Source organism: Erythrobacter sp. JB1-15 (genome assembly GCF_057365035.1).
In genome coordinates, this window is the sequence record NZ_CP200295.1 from 2405220 (window position 1) to 2427319 (window position 22100).

The window sequence follows — 22100 nt, forward strand, 5'->3', positions numbered from 1 at the left end:
TTTAGAAATTACACGGCCCGATTAGGCGCGTCAGAACGACCCTTCAATGGCGAGATTAAAAATGGTGCCAAAGCTGCGGTCGCGGTCTTCGGTAAAATCGACAATCCCTGCGGCCCGGTCGATAAAGACGGTGCGGTCAAACCTGTCCTGCTGATTGAGGACATTGCGGACCGATGCGCGGAATGTCAGCCCGGCAATATCCTTGTTTTCGACAAAAACACTGGCAAAAGCAAAACTGTCGAGAGCAAGCGCAACCTCATCCAGACGGAAAATCGGTGTCTGTTCTTCATATTCGAGGCTGCCGCCAAAGGCCCAATTGGTGCCTTGCAGATCGTGGCGCAAATCGGTCTCAAGCCCGAATGTGGTGTTGCGCGATAATGTGCGCGGCGTGCCAAGCAGGGGATCGATCACCGAACTGTCGGTCAGCAGCACGCCGACATCCAAGCGCGTGCCGCGCCAGCCAAACCCTTCGGACAAAAGCGTAAGATCGCCTTCGATCCCGTAAAACTCAGCCGCTGGCAAATTGCCAACCGCCTGCCCGCCATCGGCTGTGGGGACCTGATCGACGATGTCCGAGATATCCTCGTAAAACGGGCGCAGGTTCAGCGTGCCCATTTTGCCGAGGCTGACATTCGCTTCCACTTCGAACACCCAGCTTTGCGGGGGGACAAGATCAGCATTGGTCGCATCCTCGCGTTCCTGATTGAGATCGACCGTGGCGATAAAGTCGAAGAAATCGAGCTGACCCACTTGCCGTTCGATCCTGCCAGAAATGTTGACGCCGCTGCCTGCGTTCCAGTCAATCGCGACAAATCCCTTAGGACGCCAGAAATCGCGGGTTTGCGCAAACTCGCCGCTTTGCGCGATGGTCGAGAATTCTGCTCCGCCTGATAACTGCAATTGCAGCCCGCTCGCCAATTGGCGGCTGTAAGTGACACCCAGATCGGCGCGGTCTTCGTCCACCCGCGCGCTTGCCCCGTCAAAGTCTACCGGCTGCAAAATGCCTGCCGCATCGCGTTCTTCCAGGGTCGAGACAATATCGAGGAAATTGCGCGCGCCTTCAGCTGCGAACAGCAAATCACCACCCAAACCGCCGATATTGTATTCTGCCCGCGCAATCGTTTCGCCTTCATCGGCATCGCGCGCGAACACGGTGCCTTCATCCGGGCTGCCATCGGCGAAACTCAGCAACACATCGGCGCGGGTGGGGCTGTCTTCATATCGGTGATAGCCGATCAGTTTGAGCTTTCCGGGGCCAAAGCGAAATTCGTAATCCGCGCCCAGCTCAAAGTTAAACTCATCCTCGCGCTGCTGGAAAAGCCGGGTGCGGTCAACCGGATCAATGGGGCTGGTGCGATCAGAGACTTCTTTGCTGCGGAAGAAAAAGCCCTGCACTTCGCCTGTCAGATTAAGGACATTGCCGCTATCGGCGGTGCGGGCAAAGGAACCCGACAGGCGCACGCGGTCGCCCGAAAAATTGGCCTGCTCCTCGCGCGTGTCGATGAGAGTGCCTGCGGCGTCAAACACCCGTTCCAGCCCGTCATTGCCGCGGCGATTGGAATTGTTTCCCAGCGCAAGCGTCCATTCGGTCTTTTTGCCGCCGCCCGCCAATGAAACTTCGGCTTCCAAGAGACGCGCTGGCGTTCCGCGCGATCGAAACTGCGGGGCATACCGCCATTGGCCCGTGATCTTGCCGGTAGAAGCCGTGATGACATTGAGCACCTGCCCCGACAATCCGCCAATATCCAAGCTCGCGCCATCGACCAGTTCGAGCCGGACAACTTCTTCGGCAGGGATGCGGCCCAGGGCTGCAACCGGACCGTTCGATTTGCCTGAAATGCGCCGCCCATTGATCAGGACATTGGTATCGGCCTGGCCAAGCCCGCGCGCGCCGTCGCCTTCCTGAATGGAAAAGCCGGGCACTTGCCGCGCCATATCGAGCGCGCTGCGCGGGGCAAAGCGCGCAAAATCTTCGGGTGTGAACGCCGCGCGCGTCGATTCTGTCCTGCACATAGCTATCGGCTTCGCCTGCGATTGGGCCATTCGCCTCGTCTGCGATTGGGCCATCTGCCAAAGCTTCATCGCCAGCCGCATTCTGCGCCATAACGGGCGCTGTGCAAAGGGCTGCAATCACGGCGGAATATGAGAGGAAAGCGGCGCGCATAGGCGACAAGAACGGTCGGGTGGGCATGAAAGTTCCTTGCGCTTACCCGAAACAATTCAACAGTGTTAATCGATGAATGCTCCACTGGTCGGGACGATAGGATTCGAACCTACGACCCCCACACCCCCAGTGTGATGCGCTACCAGACTGCGCTACGTCCCGTTCCAGTGGAGGCGCGCTCCTTAGAGCGGGTGAGAGATGCTTGCAAGAACCTTTGATGCACGCTGCTTACCAGCTTGCCTGACAGCGTGTCCAACGGCGTGCCCAACAGCGTCCGTTGCGGCCTTCTTGCAATGCTGCTAGGCGCGCCCACTTATCCCATGGGACACGGGAGGGATTTGGCAGAGCATCACGCTTTCGCCGCCCGCTTGACCCCAGCTTAGATTTACATAGAAACGGGCGACACACGTGATTATCGACATTTTGGCCGCAGCAGGAGCGGGTGCAGAAGCACCGCCAGCATGGATAAACTTCCTTCCCATTATCGGGATGGTCGCGATTTTCTGGTTCCTGATTATCCGCCCCCAGATGAAGCGCCAGAAAGAGCATCAGACCAAAATTGGCAGTGTCAAAAAAGGCGATCAGGTTGTGACCGCTGGCGGGCTTGTCGGCAAAGTGGCCAAGGTTTCTGATGAATATGTCGAAATTGATCTGGCCAAGGATGTCCGGGTGAAAGCGGTCAAGGCAACCTTGGGCGACATTATCGAACCCGGCGGCAAACCGGCCAACGATTGACGGGCATTGGCCCTATGCCAAGCCCCAAACCCATACCCAGCCTGATACAGCCAGCAAACAGACAGAAGATTAAGCCGACATGCTAGAATTTCCCCTTTGGAAAAGACTGACCTTGTGGGGCCTTACGCTTGCGGCTTTTGCTGCGGCGATGCCTTCGCTGTTGAGCACAGCCGGGGTGAATATTCCCGATGATGTGTCCGCGCCTTCGATCAATCTGGGGCTGGATTTGGCCGGTGGTTCGCACCTTTTGCTCGAAGCGAAAGAAGACGACATCGCAGCGCAGCGGCTGCAAAACCTTGAAGAGAATGCCCGGCGCGAATTGCGCGGGGCAGAGCCGCGCATCCGGTTTGGCGATGTGTCGACCGCGAATGGCAGGCTCAGCTTCATGCTCAACGATGTCGCCGATATCGACCGCGCACGCGGCGTGCTTGAGCCCATGCTGGAAGGGACCGCCAACGCCACCCGCCAGTGGGAATTGAGTGTTGTTGATACCCAGCGCGTCGTGTTGTCACCAACGTCAGGCGGCAACAGTCAGGCGATTGACGATGCGATGGACAGCGCCACCGAAGTTGTGCGCCGCCGCATTGACGCGCTTGGCACACGCGAGCCGACGATTATTCGTCAGGGCGATACGCGCATTGTGGTGCAGGTGCCGGGCCTTGAAGACCCGCAGGCACTCAAAGATCTGCTGGGCAAGACCGCACAGCTCGAGTTCAAACTGGTCGATGACAGCGCTTTGCCAACGCAGGTGCAGGCAGGTGTCGCGCCTCCGGGAAGCCAGATTTTCCCGTTTGCCGCTGACACTGATCAGGCAGGCACCTTGATTGCGGTTGAAAGGCTGGGCGGTATTCGCGGGGATAGCCTGACCGATGCGAGAGCAGGCGTAGACCAGCGCAACAACGAAGATGTCGTCTCGATCCAGTTTGACAGCCAGGGCGGGCAAAAATTCGCAAAGCTATCAACCGAGAATGTGAACAAGCGCTTTGCCATCATTCTGGATGGCGAGGTGATTTCAGCGCCCGTGTTCAACGAACCAATCCTTGGCGGATCGGCGCAAATTTCGGGCAGTTTCAATTCAGAAACCGCTAATGAGCTGGCGATCCAATTGCGCTCAGGCGCGCTGCCGGTGCCGCTGACCGTGGTCGAAGAACGCAGCGTGTCTGCCGAGTTGGGCGCCGATTCCATCCGCAGCGGGATGCTGGCGATGATGATCGGCAGCCTCGCGGTTATCACCTTGATGATCGCAACCTATGGCCGGTTCGGCATCTATGCGACGATTGCGCTGGTGTTTAACGTGGTTGGCCTTTTGGGCCTGATGGCGATTGGCAATTTCACTCTGACTTTGCCCGGTATTGCGGGTTTCGTGCTAACAGTGGGCGCGGCAGTGGATGCGAACGTCCTTATCAATGAACGCATCCGCGAAGAACGAAAGCGCGGACGCAAGGTTATCGCAGCGGTCGAAAACGGTTACAAAGAAGCCAGCCGCGCGATTTACGATGCGAACATCACCAACTTTATCGCAGGCGTATTGCTCTTGAGCTTTGGTTCTGGCCCCGTGCGCGGCTTTGCGATTGTGCTTATCATCGGGCTGGTCACATCGGTGTTCACCGCCCTTATGCTGACGCGGATGTGGGTGGCCGATTGGCTGCGCAAAACCCGTCCGACAGATATCAACATTTAAGGGGAGGGGAGACCAATGAAACTGCTTAAACTCGTCCCTGCTGACACGAATATCAAATTCCTCAAACTGCGCGTGCCGTTCTTTGCGGTTAGCATGCTGCTGATCATCGCAAGCTGGGCTTTGGTGTTCACCCAAGGGCTCAATTACGGCGTGGATTTTGCCGGCGGTCAGGAAGTGCGACTGACTTTCGAAGAGCTGGAAGAAGCACCTATCGCTGACCTGCGCACAAAGGTTGCAGACCTCGGCTATGGCTCTCCCATCGTGCAGGAATTTGGCGCGCCCAATGCGGTGTCGATCCGCGTACCTTTGCCCGATGGAGCAGAGGATGAAGCCGGCGCCGCGACCAAAATCGGCAACGAGGTTATCAGCACCATCTCATCCGAATTCCCCGGTGTGCGCACCGATGGCAACGATACGGTTTCGGGCAAAGTGGCTGAGGAATTTCAGACGCAGGCGATCCTTGCGCTTGGCCTCGCAATGCTGGGGGTTGCGCTGTATATCTGGGTGCGGTTTGAATGGCAGTTCGGCGTGGGCGCATTGTTTGCGCTGTTCCACGATGTCTCGCTGACGCTGGGGATGTTCTCGCTGTTCCAGCTTGAATTCAGCCTTCAGATTATCGCTGCGATCCTTGCGCTGATCGGCTATTCGTTGAACGATACCATCGTCGTCTATGACCGCATCCGCGAGAACCTTAAGAAGTTTCGCAAGATGCAGCTGCCCGAATTGCTCGACCTGTCGGTGAATGAAACGCTCGCGCGCACGGTGATGACATCGTTGACGTTGCTTGTGGCGATGCTGCCGCTGCTGTTCTTTGGCCCGGCCAGCTTGTTCGGCCTGGTGGCGGCGATCACGGCTGGCCTGTTCTTCGGCACTTATTCAAGCGTCTATCTCGCATCGCCGATCCTGATCTGGTTGGGAGTGGATTCGAACAGTTTCGTGCCGCAGGAAACCGAAGCGGACCGTCAGGAAAACAAGGCAAGGGCAGCCGCCGCGCGCGGGAAAGCGTAAAGGGATTTACCGCGCGCTGGCGACTTTCTCAAAATGCGCGGCGAGTTCGGCGGCGTTTTGTTCCCAGCTGAACCTTTGCGCAAATTGCGCGGCATCCTGCCTGCGCGGCGGGGCATTCAGCACGGCTTTCACCCCCTTTGCCACGGCATCAGGAGTGCGCTGCTCCAGTAATCGGCCCGCGGCATCCCCCGTGATAAGTTCGCGCGCGCCGCCCACATCGCAGGTCACAACGGGCGTGCCGCAGGCAAGCGCTTCGACCCAGGCATTGGCGAGCCCTTCATTGCTGGTGGGGAGGACCATCGCATCCGCCGATGACAGGATCAGCGGCAGCATGTCATGATCGAGCGATCCGGCAAAATGCACCCGGTCATCAACGCCCAGATCGCGCGCCAGATCGCCCAGTTTTTCGCGGTCCTCTCCTTTGCCGACAAGCACAAGATGCGCGCCCGATATCTGCGGCAAAGCGGCGATTGTAATATGGTGCCCTTTGCGATCAATCAGGGCGCCAACGCCCACTAGCAAAGGCGCAGTGTCGGGCAGGTCGAATGCAAGCTGAGCGCTGAGCTGAGAGCGCAATTGCGTGTGATTGAGCGGGCGGAACCGGTCCCGGTCCAGCCCGGTGTAATGCAGCGTGATCTTGTTTTCCGGCATGCCCATCGCCGCCATATGCTTCGCCAGATCTGCGCTGACAGCCAGCAATCCGCTTGCCGCTGATGCTGCCTCGACCATCTGTTCACGCGCGAAATCCTGACCGCCCCAATAGGTGATGTCGCTTCCGCGTGCCTTAATCGAAAAGGGCAGGCTAAGCTCGCGCGCGATGGCGGCAGCGGCAGGGCCATCGGGAAAGAAGAACTGCGCATCGACAACGTCAATGGGCCGGTTTTTGTGGATGCTTTCAATCAGCGGCAAAGCGGCCTTGGCAATGGCGGCGGCATTGCGGCGCGCGCCGATCTTGGGGATCAGAGTAAAGCGCGGGCGGTGGATCACCACGCCGTTTTCCTCAGCGGTGGCAGGCAGATCGGCAAGGCCGCGATACCGGCCCAGTGCAATCGGCGGCAAGCCAATGGGATTGATGCAGGTCACGCGCCAATCGCCCCGCTTTGCCAGCGCTTCCAAGGAACGCGCAACAAATGTCCCAAATCGCGGATAAATCGGATTGGGATAAAGCGTGCTGAGCGACAGGACGTGTTTCACGGTGTGCCTTCTTCATGCGCCTTGAATGAGTTGGGACAGCCTAGCGGATGCACGTTAAGAGCGTCTGACTGGCCAGCTGCGTTTTGCCTCACAGTGGCCGAACCAGCATGGCGGCAAGCGCGATCCATGGCGGGTTATCAACCACTTGCTGTTTCTCGCCTGCACCGGGCGGCAAAACCCCTACCAATGTGCCGCGCCGGTCAATCAGGCGGCCAAAGGCAAACCGCCCACCGGGACGCGGGATCAGGCAATCGCGATTGATCGCCTCGCCAGCGTCTTCGGGCCGCAATTGGCGCATGAAAATCGTATCGCCGGGGCGGTATTCGCCCATGCTGGCAGTCACGCTGATCGCCATCAGCGCTTCGGTATCGGAGATTGCGCCGAAATCGGTTGGGAGCACTGCCTCGCGCGGGGCGGAAAGCGCGATAGGGCCGCCTGCTTCCAGCTCAGCCACAACTTGCGGGGCGGGCGCGGTTTCCGACCGGACCAAGCTTTGCGGATCAACATCCAGCGCCGCGCCTATTCGGTCCATCCATTTGGTCGACAGATTGCGCATACCTGTTTCAAGCCGGCCAATGGTTTGCGCGGTGGTGGGCGGGGTGCATGCCTCGGCCAATTCGGCCAATGTCATGCCTTTGGCTTTGCGAATATCGCGAATGCGATTGATCACGAATGCGCTCCTTTTGCAAAATTTGTACGAAATCACTTTCCTACAGATGTGGTGAAAGTGCAAGGCACCGTTTCACCATTCCGGTGATAAGGGGTCTTGCAATGCCACGCAAACTGGTCGAACGCGAATTGACAAGCGAGGGGCCGCGCCACGGTTCAAGCGCGCGGGGGAAACGCCGCACGGTTACTATCAATCTTGGCGAAAGCCCGCTTGCCTGGCTGCATTCGCGCGGGCATCTGGATGATCGGTTGTTCGATGCGGGCGAAGCGCTGAGGCGCGATTACGAATATGCGCAATTGTCACCCAGTGTGACGATGCGCTGGGATCCAGTGCGGGTCAAAAGCACAGGCGATCAGGGGCTTACCCAAACCGAGCGGCAGATCGTCGCCAAACAAAGGTTTGATGCGGCTTTGGCAGAAGCGGGCAAGGGGCTGGAAGATATCCTGTGGCGCGTCGTGTGCGCAGGCGAGGGATTGCCCGAGGCGGAAAAATCGCTCGGCTGGCCAGTGCGCAGCGGCAAATTGGTGCTCAAATTGGCGCTTGACCGGGTGGCCGATTTTTACCGGATCACGTGATCTTCATTCCTCAGAAGTGCCGTAGAGAAAACGCTCTTCCACGATTTTGCCATCCTTGACCGTGTAAAGGCCCACTTCTTTCATCTGAGAGCGTTCGCCGAACATCGTCACGTCCATACCGAAATTGACCGCAAACTGGTCCCCATAGACATAGGGCCCTTCGGTTGTGGTCGAGTGCACCTCGGTGTTGTCAAACCACCATTGATGTTTTGCGAGCAAAGCCTCGCGTCCTTCCACGCGGGACATCTCTCCGTCTGCAGGTTCCAGGCTGACAATGTCGTCTGACCAAAAGGATTGATACGCCTCAGCATCGTCATCTTTGACTGCTTGAGTGAAATCTTTGGCAAGTTGTTCGATAGACATGGTGATCCTCCCGATTTTTTTGCGTCTTTGCATTTGTGCCGCGTAATTGTGGCAACAGCGCGTCAGACGAGCGCTTTCGAAACGGCTCTGCGCAGGCGCGGCACGGTTTCTGTTTCGAACCACGGGTTTTTGCCGGCCCACATCCGCACTCGCCATGATGGGTGGGGCAGCGGGATGACAGGCGCATAGTCAGCGCCATTTTTGACGCGCTGCGTCAGCGAAAGTTTGCGCGTTTCGGGAAGGTACTGCGCCTGCGCATAAGAGCCGACCAACAGAGTTAGCCGGCCCGGCGGCAGGACCTCCAGAACACGCGCATGCCATTGGGGTGCGCATTCCGGGCGAGGGGGCGCATCGCCGCCTTTCGCCTTACCGGGATAGCAAAACCCCATGGGGATCAGCGCCACATTGTCTGGATCGTAAAAGGCCGGTTTATCCAGCCCCAGCCATTCGCGCAGGCGGTCACCGCTGTCATCATCCCAGGGTATGCCGCTGGCATGAACCTTGGTTCCAGGCGCTTGCCCAATGATCACAATGCGCGAGCGGGCTGAAAATTGCACAACCGGGCGGGGGCCAAGCGGCAGATTGTCAGCGCAAAGAGTGCATGCGGAAATCTCGCTGTGTAGCTTTGCGGCGGCGCTGCTCGCGCTCACCCTTCGACCTGTTCAGCCAGATCCAGCCAGCGTTCTTCGGCTGCATCCTTTTGCGTTTGCGCGTTCTCCAGCCCCTTGGAAATTGTCGCAAAACGCTGAGGGTCTGAGGCAAACAGATCAGGGTCAGCCAGAATGGTTTCCGCTTTGGCGATGGCGGCTTCCAGTTCCTCTATCCGGGTGGGGAGCTGTTCGTAATCGCGCTGGTCCTTAAAGGAGAGTTTTGCCGATGGGGACGCGGGTTTTTTGGTTCGGGCTGAGCAGTGGCGGGCGATGCTGCGGCGCGCTGCTTTTGGACCACCGGCTGGCGCCGTTTCGCCTGCCAATCCTCATATCCGCCCGCGACGATATCCACCCGGCCCGTGCCATCAAGACCCAAAGTCACCGTCACTGTGCGGTCTAGAAAATCGCGATCATGGCTCACAATCAGAACCGTGCCATCGAAATCCGCGATCACTTCCTGAAGCAGATCAAGCGTTTCCAGATCAAGGTCATTGGTCGGTTCATCCAGCACCAGCAGATTGGCCGTTCGCGCAAATTCGCGAGCGAGCAGTAGGCGAGACCGTTCCCCGCCTGACAATATGCCGACTTTGGTGTCGACGATTTTGGGATCGAACAGAAAATCCTTGAGATAAGCCTGCACGTGTTTGCGCGCGCCGCGCACATCAATCCAGTCGCCGCCTTCTGCCAGAATATCGCGCACGCTTGCGCCGGGTTCGAGCAGCTTTCTCTGCTGGTCAATCATCACCCCTGACAACGTGCGCGCATGAGTGATTTTGCCGCTGTCAGGCTCCAGTTCGCCGGTCAGCATTTTGAGCAGCGTTGTTTTGCCCGCTCCATTGGCACCGACAATCCCGATGCGGTCACCTTTCTGGATGCGCAGCGTGAACGGTTTGATGATTGCGCGGCCATCATAGGATTTCGAAATTCCTTCGGCGACGATGACTGATTTCGATTTGAAATCCTCATCATTGGCCAGCTTCAGTTTGGCAGAGCTGCTGTCCGATATCATCGCTGCTCGCGCCGCGCGCATCTGGTGCAGTTTTTCCAGCCGTCCCTGATTGCGCTTGCGCCGCGCGGTGACGCCGCGTTCGAGCCAATGCGCTTCCAGTTTCAGTTTCGCATCAAGCTTTTCCGCCGCGCGCGCTTCTTCTGCATAGACGGCGTTTTCCCACGCCTCATATCCGCCAAAGCCAACTTCCTTGCGCCGCAAAGTCCCCCGGTCGAGCCACAGGGTTGCGCTGGTCAGACGTTTCAGAAATGTCCGGTCATGACTGATCGTGATAAACGCGCCTTTGTATCGTTTGAGCCAATCCTCCAGCCAGTCAATCGCGCCAAGGTCGAGGTGGTTGGTCGGCTCATCCAGCAGCAGCAGATCGGGGTCCTGTGCCAATGCGCGCGCAATCGCAGCGCGGCGTTTTTCGCCGCCGCTCGCTGACAGCGCATCGCGCGCCATATCGATGCCAAGCTGTCCGGCGATGCTTTCCACTTCGTGCGCGGCTGGAGCGTTATCGCCCGACAGCGCAAAATCCATCAGAGTGGGGAACGAGGAAAGGTCGGGTTCCTGCTCCAGAAACACAATCCGCATATTGGGTTTGACCCGGCGCGTGCCGCGATCCATTTCGATGCGGTCATCAATCAGTTTCAGCAAAGTCGTTTTGCCCGCGCCATTGCGCCCGATCAGCGCAAGGCGATCACGCGGGCCGATATGCAAATCAATCGGTTCTGCGCCTTGGCCAGGTTGCGGACCGCCAAACAGCCAGCGCCCGCCTTGTTGCAGGCCAAGCCCTTCGAGGCTGAGGATCGGTGGTTGTGCCATGGAAAAGCGCAGGTAGGGGCTTGCAAGGCTGCCGACAAGTCGGTTCAGTATCTGCTCACATGCACAGCGGCATCGCGCCCCGCGCAGGAGGAGATGAATATGATCCGCACTTTGATGATCGCGTTGGCTGCCGGAATAGTGGCCGCACCCATGATATCCGCGCCGCACGCCGCCCATGCTGCAACGGTTGAGATCGAGGCGGAAGGCCCGGTGATCGAACTGAGCGTGTATGAAAGCGTGACGGCGGACCCCGATATCGTCACCATCAGCGCCGGCGTCACCAGCGAAGCGGTGAGCGCGGTGGCCGCTTTGCGTGAAAACTCGGTTCAGATGCGCGCGGTGATTGACCGGATCAAAGCGCTGGGCGTCGCTGACAAAGATATTCAGACCACCGGCATCAATCTGAATGCGCAATATGATTACAACCGCGAAAATCGCCGCCAGATCTTTCGCGCCTATCAGGTGTCGAACCGGGTCAGCGTAAAGCTGCGCAATATCGAAGAGACAGGCGAGGCATTGGATGCGCTTGTCAGTGCAGGCGCAACCGATCTGGCTGGTCCCTCGTTTGGTCTCGAAGATGACGAGGCTGCCAAAGACGAAGCGCGCAAACGCGCGATTGAACGCGCCAGCGCCCGCGCCAATGCCTATGCCGAAATGCTGGGATATGAAGGCGCAAAAGTGCTTGAGATCAACGAGACAATTCGCGCCACAGGTTCGGTTCAGCGCGCGGCTTTGCGGGTTGAGGCGGCTGATGTTGCAGCAGCCCCGACCGCGCCGGTCCAGCCCGGTCAGGTCAGCACCGGGGTTTCGATGACCATCAAATATGAGCTTATGGGCGGCGGCGATGCAGGCGAGGAGTGATGCAGGCGGCGATGCAGGCTAGGGCTGAGTGACACCTCTTAACGAGCCTGAATGCGCAGCAACGCCAATATTCACTGCTTGTTCAATGCTGCGCGAGTAGGCATGACAATATTATGACACGCTTCTTCTCTTTGGCCTTCGGCTTATGCGCTGCGGTTTTGCTGGCTGGATCGGGTATGATCGCCACCGGTGCTGCCGCGCTTGATCGGCAAATTGCGCAGGATCAGCAGCGCGGCGATCAGGGTGAGGCGCGCCGGGAGATGAAAGCGGGCAATCAATTGTCGCTGCGCCAGATTGAACGGCGCATCCTGCCGCAGATGAAAGGCAGCGAATATCTGGGCCCCACATACGATTCGACCGCGCGGGCCTATCGCCTGAAATTTATCAAGCAAGGCCGCGTGACCTATGTCGATGTCGATGCCCGTACGGGCCGTATTATTTCGCGCTCGCGGTAGAATTCATAAAAGGTGACAGCGAAACAGGCGGTGATCGCGCAGGCAGATTGCTTGACGCGCGTTCAGCAAACGCTCACCACTTCTCACAAATCTCAAAGCAAAATGGTGGACTATGCGGATCCTGATTGTCGAAGATGAACCCACATTGGGCCAGCAATTGAAATCAACGCTGGAACAAACAGGCTATGCCGTCGATCTGTCAACGGACGGGGAAGACGGGCACTTTCTGGGCAGCACCGAAGATTACGATGCGGTGATCCTTGATCTGGGTCTGCCGGAAATTGATGGCCTGTCGGTGCTCGGCATGTGGCGCAAGGAAGGCCGCGATTTTCCTGTGCTGGTTCTGACCGCGCGCGACAGCTGGTCTGACAAAGTCGCTGGCCTTGATGCAGGCGCGGATGATTACCTCGCCAAACCTTTCCAAACCGAAGAGCTGATTGCTCGCCTGCGCGCGCTTATCCGGCGTGCATCGGGGAACACATCATCGGAACTCACTGCTGGCAATGTGCGGCTGGATACGCGCTCTGGCCGGGTCACTTTGGATGGTGAGCCGGTCAAACTGACCGCGCAGGAATACAAATTGCTCAGCTATCTGATGCACCACAAAGGCAAGGTCGTCAGTCGGACTGAGTTAATCGAACATATCTATGATCAGGATTTCGACCGCGATTCGAACACAATCGAAGTGTTCGTCACTCGCATCCGTAAAAAACTTGGCGCAGAAGTGATAACAACCATCCGTGGCCTCGGTTACAGCCTCGACGACCCCAAAGACGCGCCAAGAGCGTAACAACGCTGGCGCTGCCGCGCAGGAAGCCGACACCGCTTCTGCCGGGGTAAAGCCGAGCCAGCAATCCGCGCAGGTTCCCGCGCCTGCCACGGGTCCGCACGGTGCTGGTCAAGAACAGGCCATGCAATCCACCATGCGATCCAGCCTTGCACGCCGGATGGGCTTGATCGCAGCGGTGTGGATTGTCGTCCTGCTTTTGGGCGGCGGCATCGCGCTGGAACGCACTCTTACTGCACAGGTCCGTTCCAATTCCGACGAACAGCTCGATTACGTCCTCACTGCGATGATCGCGTCGGCTGAAATTGATCCGTTTGGCGAGATTTATTTTGACCGGGGGCTGGGCGATCAGAAATTTCTCGAGCCCAATAGCGGCCTCTATTACCAGATCAATGGCGATGGTTATGAACCCTGGCCATCGCGCAGCCTGTGGGACCGCACGCTTGATATCGAAAGCGTGCCCGCTGATGCCGACAGCTTTGACAGCGATGTTCAGTTTTACGATTCCAATGAATTTGACGGCGAGCCTTTGCGCATTGCCAAACGCACCGTGATCCTGCCGGGCAATGAAACCCGCTGGACTTTTGCTGTGGCCAGCGCGACGCAGGAAGTCGACGCGCAGATATCGCGGGTTCAGCTGATCCTGATCTGGAGCTTTGCGGTGCTGGGGCTGGGCCTGTTCCTGATGGCTCTGTTCCAGATCCGTTATGGCCTCTCGCCACTGCGCCGGGTTCGCGCGGCCATCCAGAAATTGCGCACGACGGGCGATAACCGCATCACCGATCCGCTGCCAGCCGAAGTGCAGCCTTTGGTCGAAGAAGTGAATGCGCTGCTCGAACACACCGAAAATCAGGCGGAGGAAGCGCGGATGCATGCGGGCAATCTGGCCCATGCATTGAAAACGCCGCTGACGGTGCTGACCAATGCTGCGACCGCGCGCGCGCCCGATCTGTCCGATGCCGTGTTCCGCGAAACGCGCACAATGCAGCGCCATGTGGATCACCACCTTGCCCGCGCCCGCGCTGTGGGTCGCCGCGCAGTGGGCCAATCGCGCACAGAGCTTCGCCCCAGCGCCGAAGCGGTCCGCCGCGCGGTGGAGCGGCTTTATCCTGAAGGGCGTCTGGACATTGCAGGCGGCAAGGAAACGGTGGTCGCGATTGAGCGGCAAGACTTGGACGAAATTCTCGGCAACCTCATCGAAAACGCGGCCAAATATGGCGGGGGCAGCGTGTTTGTGACGCTCGATGTGCATCCCGATAACGATGTGTGCCTGATCCATATAGAGGATGACGGCACCGGCATTCCCGAAGAGGCACGCACCGATATCTTCGATCGCGGCGCGCGGCTGGATACCAACAAGCCGGGCACTGGCCTGGGCCTCGCAATTGTGCGCGATGTGGTGCAAATTTACGGCGGCGATGTGGTATTGGGATCAAGCGAGGATCTGGGCGGATTGCTGGTGGAACTGCAATTGCCGCGGGCTTGAGGGGGCTTTAGCTCTGCTATTTATCCCGCGCACGTTCGTGGTGACGGATCACTTCGTCGATGATGAAACGCAGGAATTTCTCCGAAAACTCCGGGTCCAAATCAGCCGCTTCGGATAACCCGCGCAGCCGCTCGATCTGGCGCTTTTCGCGGTCTGGATCAGCCGGCGGCAACGTCACTTTCGCCTTATATTCGCCCACCGCCTGTGTGATGCGAAACCGTTCTGCCAGCATGTGAATGATCGCTGCATCGATATTGTCGATGCTTTTGCGATAGCTGGCGAGCACTGGATCATCCCCCAATGCGGTTTGCGCCGCCAATGATGATACGGTGCCGGGCGTGTGCGTTTGATCGGACATAGCTTGCAAAGCTAGCAGCAATTGAGCGCTTGCCAAGCTTCGCCGTTGTCCCCAAATGCTTCACGATGACTGCAGATATCGTTCCTTTGCCGCGCAAAAACCCCACGCTTGAACCCATGCTGTCTCTTACGGCGACGGGGATGAACAGTGTAAACTCGGTTATTCTGGACCGGATGCAGAGCGAAATCCCGCTTATTCCGCGCCTTGCAGGGCATTTGATTTCGGGCGGAGGCAAACGGCTTCGTCCTATGCTGACATTGGCTGGCGCTGAACTGGTCGGCTATCAGGGCACACGCCATCACAAGCTGGCCGCAGCGGTTGAATTCATCCACACCGCAACTTTGCTGCATGATGATGTGGTTGATGGCAGCGAACTGCGCAGGGGCAAAGCGGCGGCGAATATCATTTTTGGCAATCCGGCAACCGTCTTGGTGGGCGATTTCCTGTTCAGCCGCGCATTTGAACTGATGACCGAGGATGGCAGCCTCAAAGTTCTCAAAATACTCAGCCATGCCAGCGCCGTGATTGCAGAAGGCGAAGTGTCGCAATTGACTGCGCAGCGCCAGATTGAAACGAGCGAAGAGCGCTATCTCCACATTATCGGCGCAAAAACCGCCGCTTTGTTTGCCGCTGCCAGCCAGATCAGCGCGGTGGTGGCCGAATGCAGTGAAGAGCAGGAACGCGCGCTCGAAGATTATGGGCGCAATCTGGGGGTTGCGTTCCAATTGGTTGATGATGCGATTGATTATTCCTCAGATGCGGCTGAAATGGGCAAGGATCAGGGCGATGATTTTCGTGAAGGCAAAATGACGCTGCCCGTCATCCTCGCCCATGCACGCGGCAGCGAAGAAGAGCGCAAGTTCTGGAAACAGGCGATCCTTGGTCACCGATCATCCGATGATGATTTGGCGCATGCGATTGATCTTATAGAAAAGCACAACGCGGTCGAAGATACGCGCGAAAAGGCACGGCATTTTGCCCAGCGCGCGATTGATGCGATCTCGATCTTCCCCGACAGCAAAGCGCGCGCGGCCATGGGCGAAGCGGCGCAATTTGCAGTCGCGCGGGGGTATTGATCGCGCTAGTCATCGGGCTGTGAGACCCGATCTTCCCATACACGCAGTTTTGCCAGAGATCCGCGAGGCGATGGCTTTGCGCGGCGCGGCGGTTCTGATCGCGCCGCCGGGGGCAGGCAAGACCACTGCAATAGCTCCCGAACTCATCCGCGACGAATGGTGCAGCGGTCAGATCATCCTCACATCGCCGCGCCGGGTTGCCGCGCGCGCAGCGGCGGAACGCATGGCAGAAATGCTGGGCGAAAAACCGGGTGAGACAGTCGGCTATATGACCCGGCTCGACAGCAAAACATCGGCCAAAACCCGCATTCTGGTGGTGACTGAGGCGATTTTGGTGAACCGGCTGGTGGATGATCCGGAATTGCCCGGCGTTTCCGCCATCCTGTTTGATGAAGCGCATGAACGGCACCTCGATAGCGATCTGGGGCTGGCGCTTGCTTTGGAAACGCGCGGGGTTTTGCGCGATGATCTGCGCGTGCTGGTGATGTCGGCAACGATTGATGGCACCCGTTTTGCCAAACTGCTGGGCGATGAGGCGGCGGTGGTGACAAGCGAAGGCCGCGCATATCCGCTCGAAATCCGGTGGCTGGGGAGCGATCCCGCTTTGGCGGTGGAGGATCAGGTTGCCAATGGCGTGATGACCGCTTGGCGTGAACAGGATGCCGGCGATATCCTCGCCTTTCTTCCCGGCGTGCGCGAAATTGAGCGCGTGCGCGAACGGCTGGAGACGCGCCTGCCAGGTACACCTGTCCTGCCGCTGCACGGACAGATTGATCCGGCAGGCCAACGCGCCGCGATCCGCCGCGATGCCGAGGGCCGGCGCCGGATTGTGCTCGCCAGCGCGATTGCTGAAACTTCGCTGACTTTGGACGGAGTTTCCATCGTGGTCGATAGCGGCCTTGCGCGGATGGCCGAATTTGACCGGGCCGCGGGCACCACCCATCTGGTGACGAAACGCGCAAGCCAGGCAGCCGCCACGCAAAGGGCAGGGCGCGCCGCGCGGCAGGGGCCGGGTATTGCCTATCGCTTGTGGGAAGAAGGCGGGCATCTGGGCCGCCCGGAATTTGCGCCGCCTGAGATTGAAACCGCTGATCTTGCAGGCCTGCTTTTGACGCTGGCCAAATGGGGTGAGAGTGATCCGGCAAACCTCGCCTGGCTTGATCCGCCGCCCGGTGCTTCGATTGCCGCCGCGCAGGCGCTGCTCGAGCCTTTGGGAGCGCTGGCATCTGACGGGCGAATTACGCCTTGGGGCGAAAGTATCGCTGCAATGCCCATGGCACCCGATCAGGCGGCAGCGGTGCTGTATGGCGCGCAAAATGGCTGCGCAGAAGATACCGCGATGCTGGTGATGCTGATGCAGGAACGCGGCCTTGGCGGGCGGGGAGAGGATTTGGCGCAGCGCCGCGCGCGTTGGCAGACGGAGCGGTCCAATCGCGCGCAAAGCGCCCGGCGCATTGCGCAAGGGTGGGCGCGCAAGGCGGAGAGTTTGGTGGGCGACGTGCAGCTATCGGGCGCGCACTATGACGCGGTGCAATGCCTTGCGCTGGCGCGGCGGGATTTTGTGGCGAAACGGCGCGACCACGGGGCGGAACATTGGCTGAGCGCAGGCGGGCGCGGTTTCCGGCTGGACCCTGCATCGCCGCTAGCGCACGCGGAATGGATCGTAATTGGCGATGCGCAGGGCCTTGCAAAAGGCGCGCGGATCACCAGCGGGATCGCGCTAGAATTCAGCGATTTGGAAGCGATTTTTGCCGCGTCGCTCGAAGACACCACCAAGATAAGCTGGAACGCAGGCAAAAGCCGGATCGAGGCCGCGCGTGAAAAGCGGTTGGGCGCGATAGTCATCAACCGCGCCGCTGTCCCTGTGCCTGAGGGGCAGGGGGGTGTGGATATCCTCGTGGATAAGGCTCTGGATAGAATAGGGGGTAAGTCCGGGGACAATCCGCTGGATAACTCCGGCACAGATGGGGGAGAATTGTTTCCGCCAGGCTTCCTCGCGCGGGCTCAGTTTGCGCAGATTGACGCGCTGTCGCCCGCCGCTTTGCGCGAAAATGCAAGCCTGTGGCTGGAGCCTTTGCTCAGCGGCAGGCGCGATCTGAACCTGCCGCCAAACGATTTTGCCGAGGCTGCTCTTGGTATGCTCGATTGGAACACGCGCCAGCGGTTCGAAAAAGACGCGCCTGCGCATTTCACTTCGCCTGCCAATACGCGCCACGCCATCGATTATGGCGGTGATGATGCGCCCTGTGCCGAAGTGCGAGTGCAGGCGATGTTTGGCCTCGACAGCCACCCGATGATTGGCACCGCGCCATTGCTGCTGAAAATGACCAGCCCCGCCGGCCGCCCGATCCAGTCCACGCGCGATCTGCCCGGTTTCTGGCGCGGGAGCTGGGCCGATGTGGTGCGCGATATGAAAGGCCGCTATCCCAAACATCGCTGGCCCGAGCAGCCGTGGACCGAAAAACCTAGCCTTAAGACCAAAAACAGATTTGAACGCGGCTAGAGTTTTGGGTATTGCGCACCGAAGAACAGCCGCAGGAACGGGCGCACAGCGACCGCAAGGCCGACGGGCCGCCCGCAGCGATGCGATCTTTGATCGCATGAGCGAGGATCAAAAGAAAAAATGACCGCAATCATCTATCAAACCCCCAAAAGCGCGATGCAATCGGGCAAAGCCAAAACGGACAATTGGGTGCTCGAATTTGAGCAATCCGAAGCGCGCAAGCCCGATCCCCTGATGGGCTGGACCGGCAGCGGCGACACCCAATCTCAGGTCAAACTGACATTTCCCGATCAGGACGCTGCGAAAGCCTATGCCGCAAAATACGGCATCACCGCGCGGGTGCATTCAACGCCTCCCAAGGCGCTCAAAATTCAGGCCTATGCCGACAATTTTAAGTGAGTTGAATTTTTAACCCGCTTTCGCCATATGCACCCTCGGGAGTCGGGTGGACGTTTGCGTTCGCTCACCGGGTCAGGTCCGGAAGGAAGCAGCCCAGGTGAATTGCGGCGGGTCGCTCGGCTCCTTTATTTATGCGGCTTCAGCGCCGCTGCTTTTTCATCAAACATCGCCATGACAAACGGGCCGCAAGCGCCTAGCTTGGTATGCGATGACCGATTCCGATCCTGACCTTCCCGATACCGAAGAAGAAACTGCGCCCAGCGCTGCTGAATTGGAGGCGGCGGGGCAGGATACGATGTTTGGCGGCGGGGAATTGGGCGGCGATGAACCGCCGCAAACCAAGGTTCAGACACCGGCACCTTCCGCGCCGGCCTCTTCTGAGCCAACATCTTCACCGGATGTCCTGCCGCCTGCGGCAGACACATCGGATCAACCTTACCGTGTGCTTGCGCGCAAATACCGTCCGCAAACCTTTTCGCAGCTGATCGGGCAAGAACCGATGGTGCGCACGCTTGCCAATGGGATCGAGCGGGATCGGTTGGCGCACGCGTTCTTGATGACCGGGGTGAGGGGGTTGGCAAAACCTCCACCGCGCGGCTGATTGCAAAGGCATTGAATTGCGTCGGGCCAGATGGAACGGGCGGCCCAACCATCGATCCGTGCGGCGTGTGCGAATATTGCCAAGCGATCGCAGAGGGCCGCCATATCGATGTGATCGAAATGGATGCGGCCAGCCATACCGGCGTTGATGATGTGCGCGAGATTATCGAACAGGTCCGTTATGCAGCGGTTTCGGCGCGCTATAAAATCTATATCATTGACGAAGTTCACATGCTGTCGCGCAATGCTTTCAATGCCTTGCTCAAGACACTTGAGGAACCGCCCGCGCATGTGAAGTTTCTGTTTGCCACCACCGAAGTTGAAAAGCTCCCGGTCACCGTGCTCAGCCGGACACAGCGGTTCGATCTGCGGCGTATCCCGGCGGATATGCTGGCCAAACATTTCGGCCATGTGTGCGAGCAAGAGGGGGTGGCTGCAGATGACGAGGCGCTGGCGATTATCGCGGCTGCGGCTGAAGGGTCCGTGCGCGATGGCCTCTCGATACTCGATCAGGCGATTGCTCATGCCGATCTTGAAGCGGGCGGCGAAGTTACCGCAGCGCGGGTGCGTGATATGCTGGGTCTGGCCGATAAGGGCGCTCAGCGTGCGTTGCTGGGTTCGGTGCTGGAAGCCGATGCGCCCGGACTGCTTGCCGGGATTGACGAACAATATGCGCTGGGCGTTGAACCGCTCGCTTTGATGCGAGCGCTGATGGATCTGGTGCACCGGATCACTGTGGCGCAGGTTTCGGGCGGGGAGCCTGATGCGCCTTCCGAAGAGGAGCGCACCGCTTTGGCGGAATTTGCCGCGCGCCTGTCGGCTCCTCAATTGCACCGGCTGTGGCAATTGCTGCTGAAAGGCCATGACGAGGTGCGCCTTGCGCCTGACCCATTGGTCGCGCTGCAAATGGCGCTGTTGCGGGTGCTGCACGCGGCTGAAATGCCCGATCCGGGTAAATTGGCCAAACGGATTGAGGAATTGGCAAGCAATCCGCCTGCTCCTGTCGCCGGGGCCACGCCAGACGCCGCGCCTGCTGCGCCGGTTGCCGCTGGCGCGCTCAATTGGGCCAATCTGGTGGAGGAAATCGATGCCGCGGGCCAATTGCGCGTTGCCCAGATGATGCGCGACCGGGTGCGAGTGATTGAGCTTTCGCCTGAGCGTTTGATCTTTGAACAGGCCGACCAGTTCACCGACGATCCCATCCCCGATATCCGCGATGCTCTGTTCAAGGTGACAGGCAAGCGCTGGCAGGTTGAACGCGGTGAAGGCGAGGCCGAGCCATCTTTGCGCGAGCAGGCCGATGCCAATGCCAAGGCCGCCGATGAACGCACCCGCGCGCATCCCTTGGTCAAGGCTGCGCTGGAAACTTTCCCGGATGCCGAATTGATCCAGAACGACAACACCGCCGCTTTCGCGCGCAATGCGAACCGGCGCTGAATTCTTAAAAGAAGGAATAAACCCCATGAAAAGCATGGAAGAAATGATGCAGGCCGCACAGCAGGCGGCGGAAACCATTCAGAACCAGATGAACGATATGCAAGTCAAACTCGACGCGATCGAGGTTGAAGGCGCGGCAGGCGGCGGCCTGGTGAAAGTGCGCGCCAGTGCCAAGGGCCGCATTCTGGGCGTCAGCATTGATGACAGCCTGATGAAGCTGGAAGAAAAGAACATCGTCGAAGACCTCGTCACTGCCGCTTTCAACGATGCCCGCGATAAAGCGGACCGCGTATCAGCAGAGCAGATGAAAGAGATGCAAGGCAGCATGGGTTTGCCGCCGGGCTTTAATCTACCGGGTATGGGGTGAAGTTTGCGCGATGGGTCTGTTTGGGCCGTCGCTTCCGATAGCGGCTGATGAATTTGAATGGTTGCTGGCTTGCTTTGCATGGCTGGATCGGACTTTGGGTAAGCAGGATCAAAGCGATGGCTTTGTTCCGCAATTGGTGTTGCCCTCTGACGATCAGATCATGGCAGCTTCCACCGCCAGCCAGCTGTTTGAAGCGGTCAAACATCTGGCGGGCCTTTCCCATTGGCACTGCCGCCTAGAAAAAGGCGAAAGCAGGCCTGAAATACCGATGACGGGTCTTGATACTGGGCCTTTTTCGCAAAGCTCGGCGCTTGGCACTTTCAGTGTCGAGGGAAACACGCCGGTCATCCGCTATGATCCGGCGCTGGCGAAAAACCCTGATGCGCTGGTGGCAACATTTGCGCATGAGCTTGCGCATCTGGTCGTCCATTCTATCGGCATGCCGCCGGGCGGGGAAGCGCTGGAAGAGCACGCCACCGATTGCACGGCGGTGTATCTTGGCTTTGGCGTGTTTCTGGCCAACAGCGCGCGCAATTTCAGCCAGTTCACCGATGGAGCAATGCAAGGCTGGCGGTCTGACACATCGGGATATCTGTCAGAAAACGCGCTTGCGACGGCCCTTGCCATTTTTGAACAGCGTTTTGGTTGTGATGGAGAGGCGAACCTGGCGCTTAAATCCTATCTGCAAGGCCCGCATCGCAAGGCTGCGCGCTATCTGGCCAAGCGTCATGGCGATCTTGCGAAAGACCTCGCCGCGCTCGATCTGGATGGGTGGGCGCGGTAGTTTGGCGGCATAGAGGCGCGCTATCTGGCAGTTTACACAGGCTTACCCCTGCCTGCGCCTTGTCTGCTATTGCGCAGTTACGGCCCATTACCCATATCTTTGATAACAACGCAGCGCAGGCTGCGCACCGG

Annotated in this window: 19 protein-coding genes, 1 tRNA gene, 1 other RNA gene and 2 pseudogenes; 15 read left to right on the plus strand and 8 right to left on the minus strand. The window is 58.9% G+C overall.

The features are described 5' to 3' along the window. Positions 1–30: 30 nt before the first annotated feature. Both AC0V6L_RS11615 and AC0V6L_RS11620 read right to left on the minus strand, forming a co-directional pair. Complete coding sequence (locus AC0V6L_RS11615; protein WP_486154399.1) at positions 31–2013, minus strand: TonB-dependent receptor plug domain-containing protein; 1983 nt, start codon at positions 2011–2013, stop codon at positions 31–33. A gap of 236 nt (positions 2014–2249) precedes the next feature. Continuing rightward, positions 2250–2326, minus strand: a tRNA-Pro gene (locus tag AC0V6L_RS11620). A 249-nt stretch (positions 2327–2575) separates the two neighbouring features. Between AC0V6L_RS11620 and yajC the strand changes: the two genes are divergently transcribed. From yajC to secF, 3 genes are all read left to right on the plus strand, one after another. Continuing rightward, entirely contained in the window at positions 2576–2899 is a 324-nt protein-coding gene (gene yajC / locus AC0V6L_RS11625) for a preprotein translocase subunit YajC (RefSeq protein ID WP_486151649.1), read from the plus strand. A gap of 79 nt (positions 2900–2978) precedes the next feature. Then, entirely contained in the window at positions 2979–4580 is a 1602-nt protein-coding gene (secD, locus tag AC0V6L_RS11630) for a protein translocase subunit SecD (protein WP_486150935.1), read from the plus strand. A 15-nt stretch (positions 4581–4595) separates the two neighbouring features. Next, positions 4596–5588, plus strand: a complete 993-nt coding sequence (gene secF / locus AC0V6L_RS11635) for a protein translocase subunit SecF (protein ID WP_486154400.1) — start codon at positions 4596–4598, stop codon at positions 5586–5588. A 6-nt stretch (positions 5589–5594) separates the two neighbouring features. Here secF and AC0V6L_RS11640 read toward each other — a convergent pair whose 3' ends face one another. Then, positions 5595–6782 (minus strand): glycosyltransferase, encoded by a 1188-nt coding sequence (locus tag AC0V6L_RS11640; RefSeq protein WP_486154401.1) that lies wholly within the window; start codon positions 6780–6782, stop codon positions 5595–5597. An 88-nt stretch (positions 6783–6870) separates the two neighbouring features. After that, a complete protein-coding gene (locus tag AC0V6L_RS11645; RefSeq protein ID WP_486154402.1) occupies positions 6871–7452 on the minus strand; it encodes a helix-turn-helix domain-containing protein in 582 nt (193 codons plus the stop codon). Between the two features lie 101 nt (positions 7453–7553). Here AC0V6L_RS11645 and AC0V6L_RS11650 point away from each other — a divergent pair, with 101 nt between their 5' ends. Further along, positions 7554–8027 (plus strand): DUF6456 domain-containing protein, encoded by a 474-nt coding sequence (locus AC0V6L_RS11650; protein ID WP_486154403.1) that lies wholly within the window; start codon positions 7554–7556, stop codon positions 8025–8027. A 3-nt stretch (positions 8028–8030) separates the two neighbouring features. On the opposite strand, the gene AC0V6L_RS11655 is transcribed toward AC0V6L_RS11650, so the two are convergent. The 3 genes and pseudogenes from AC0V6L_RS11655 to AC0V6L_RS11665 form a co-directional block, all read right to left on the minus strand. After that, complete coding sequence (locus AC0V6L_RS11655) at positions 8031–8390, minus strand: SnoaL-like domain-containing protein (RefSeq protein WP_486150945.1); 360 nt, start codon at positions 8388–8390, stop codon at positions 8031–8033. 62 nt (positions 8391–8452) lie between these two features. After that, a complete protein-coding gene (locus AC0V6L_RS11660; protein WP_486154404.1) occupies positions 8453–9040 on the minus strand; it encodes a uracil-DNA glycosylase family protein in 588 nt (195 codons plus the stop codon). Continuing rightward, positions 9037–10856 (minus strand): annotated as a pseudogene (locus AC0V6L_RS11665) (ABC-F family ATP-binding cassette domain-containing protein). Before AC0V6L_RS11665 ends, AC0V6L_RS11660 begins: the two are co-directional and overlap by 4 nt. 99 nt (positions 10857–10955) lie before the next feature. On the opposite strand from AC0V6L_RS11665, the gene AC0V6L_RS11670 reads away from it, so the two are divergent. The 4 genes from AC0V6L_RS11670 (at position 10956) to AC0V6L_RS11685 (ending at position 14445) form a co-directional block, all read left to right on the plus strand. Then, the gene (locus tag AC0V6L_RS11670; protein WP_486154405.1) at positions 10956–11717 is read left to right on the plus strand and encodes an SIMPL domain-containing protein; all 762 of its coding nucleotides are present in this window, start codon (positions 10956–10958) and stop codon (positions 11715–11717) included. Positions 11718–11893: 176 nt separating this feature from the next. After that, entirely contained in the window at positions 11894–12172 is a 279-nt protein-coding gene (locus AC0V6L_RS11675; protein ID WP_486155125.1) for a PepSY domain-containing protein, read from the plus strand. 112 nt (positions 12173–12284) lie between these two features. After that, positions 12285–12962 carry a response regulator transcription factor gene (locus AC0V6L_RS11680; protein ID WP_486150955.1) on the plus strand — a complete coding sequence of 226 codons (678 nt, stop codon included), beginning with the start codon at positions 12285–12287 and terminating at the stop codon, positions 12960–12962. A gap of 121 nt (positions 12963–13083) precedes the next feature. Continuing rightward, positions 13084–14445, plus strand: a complete 1362-nt coding sequence (locus AC0V6L_RS11685) for a sensor histidine kinase (protein WP_486155126.1) — start codon at positions 13084–13086, stop codon at positions 14443–14445. Positions 14446–14461: 16 nt separating this feature from the next. Here the strand turns inward: AC0V6L_RS11685 and AC0V6L_RS11690 are convergent, their stop codons facing one another. Continuing rightward, on the minus strand, positions 14462–14803 hold the full coding sequence (locus AC0V6L_RS11690; protein ID WP_486150959.1) for a chorismate mutase: 342 nt from the start codon (positions 14801–14803) through the stop codon (positions 14462–14464). A gap of 65 nt (positions 14804–14868) precedes the next feature. Here AC0V6L_RS11690 and AC0V6L_RS11695 point away from each other — a divergent pair, with 65 nt between their 5' ends. From AC0V6L_RS11695 to AC0V6L_RS11725, 7 genes and pseudogenes are all read left to right on the plus strand, one after another. Beyond that, positions 14869–15879, plus strand: a complete 1011-nt coding sequence (locus AC0V6L_RS11695; protein WP_486154406.1) for a polyprenyl synthetase family protein — start codon at positions 14869–14871, stop codon at positions 15877–15879. After that, entirely contained in the window at positions 15797–18382 is a 2586-nt protein-coding gene (gene hrpB / locus AC0V6L_RS11700; RefSeq protein ID WP_486154407.1) for an ATP-dependent helicase HrpB, read from the plus strand. The genes AC0V6L_RS11695 and hrpB overlap by 83 nt, the downstream gene beginning before the upstream one ends. A 120-nt stretch (positions 18383–18502) precedes the next feature. Beyond that, positions 18503–18781, plus strand: coding sequence for an NADH dehydrogenase ubiquinone Fe-S protein 4 (locus tag AC0V6L_RS11705; RefSeq protein ID WP_486154408.1), 279 nt, complete (start codon positions 18503–18505; stop codon positions 18779–18781). A gap of 35 nt (positions 18782–18816) precedes the next feature. Then, an RNA gene (gene ffs / locus AC0V6L_RS11710) (signal recognition particle sRNA small type) lies at positions 18817–18911 on the plus strand. Positions 18912–18989: 78 nt separating this feature from the next. Next, positions 18990–20818 (plus strand): annotated as a pseudogene (locus tag AC0V6L_RS11715) (DNA polymerase III subunit gamma/tau). A 25-nt stretch (positions 20819–20843) separates the two neighbouring features. Further along, on the plus strand, positions 20844–21185 hold the full coding sequence (locus AC0V6L_RS11720; protein ID WP_486150965.1) for a YbaB/EbfC family nucleoid-associated protein: 342 nt from the start codon (positions 20844–20846) through the stop codon (positions 21183–21185). 10 nt (positions 21186–21195) lie between these two features. After that, the gene (locus AC0V6L_RS11725; RefSeq protein WP_486154409.1) at positions 21196–21969 is read left to right on the plus strand and encodes a hypothetical protein; all 774 of its coding nucleotides are present in this window, start codon (positions 21196–21198) and stop codon (positions 21967–21969) included. The last annotated feature ends 131 nt before the right edge of the window (positions 21970–22100 follow it).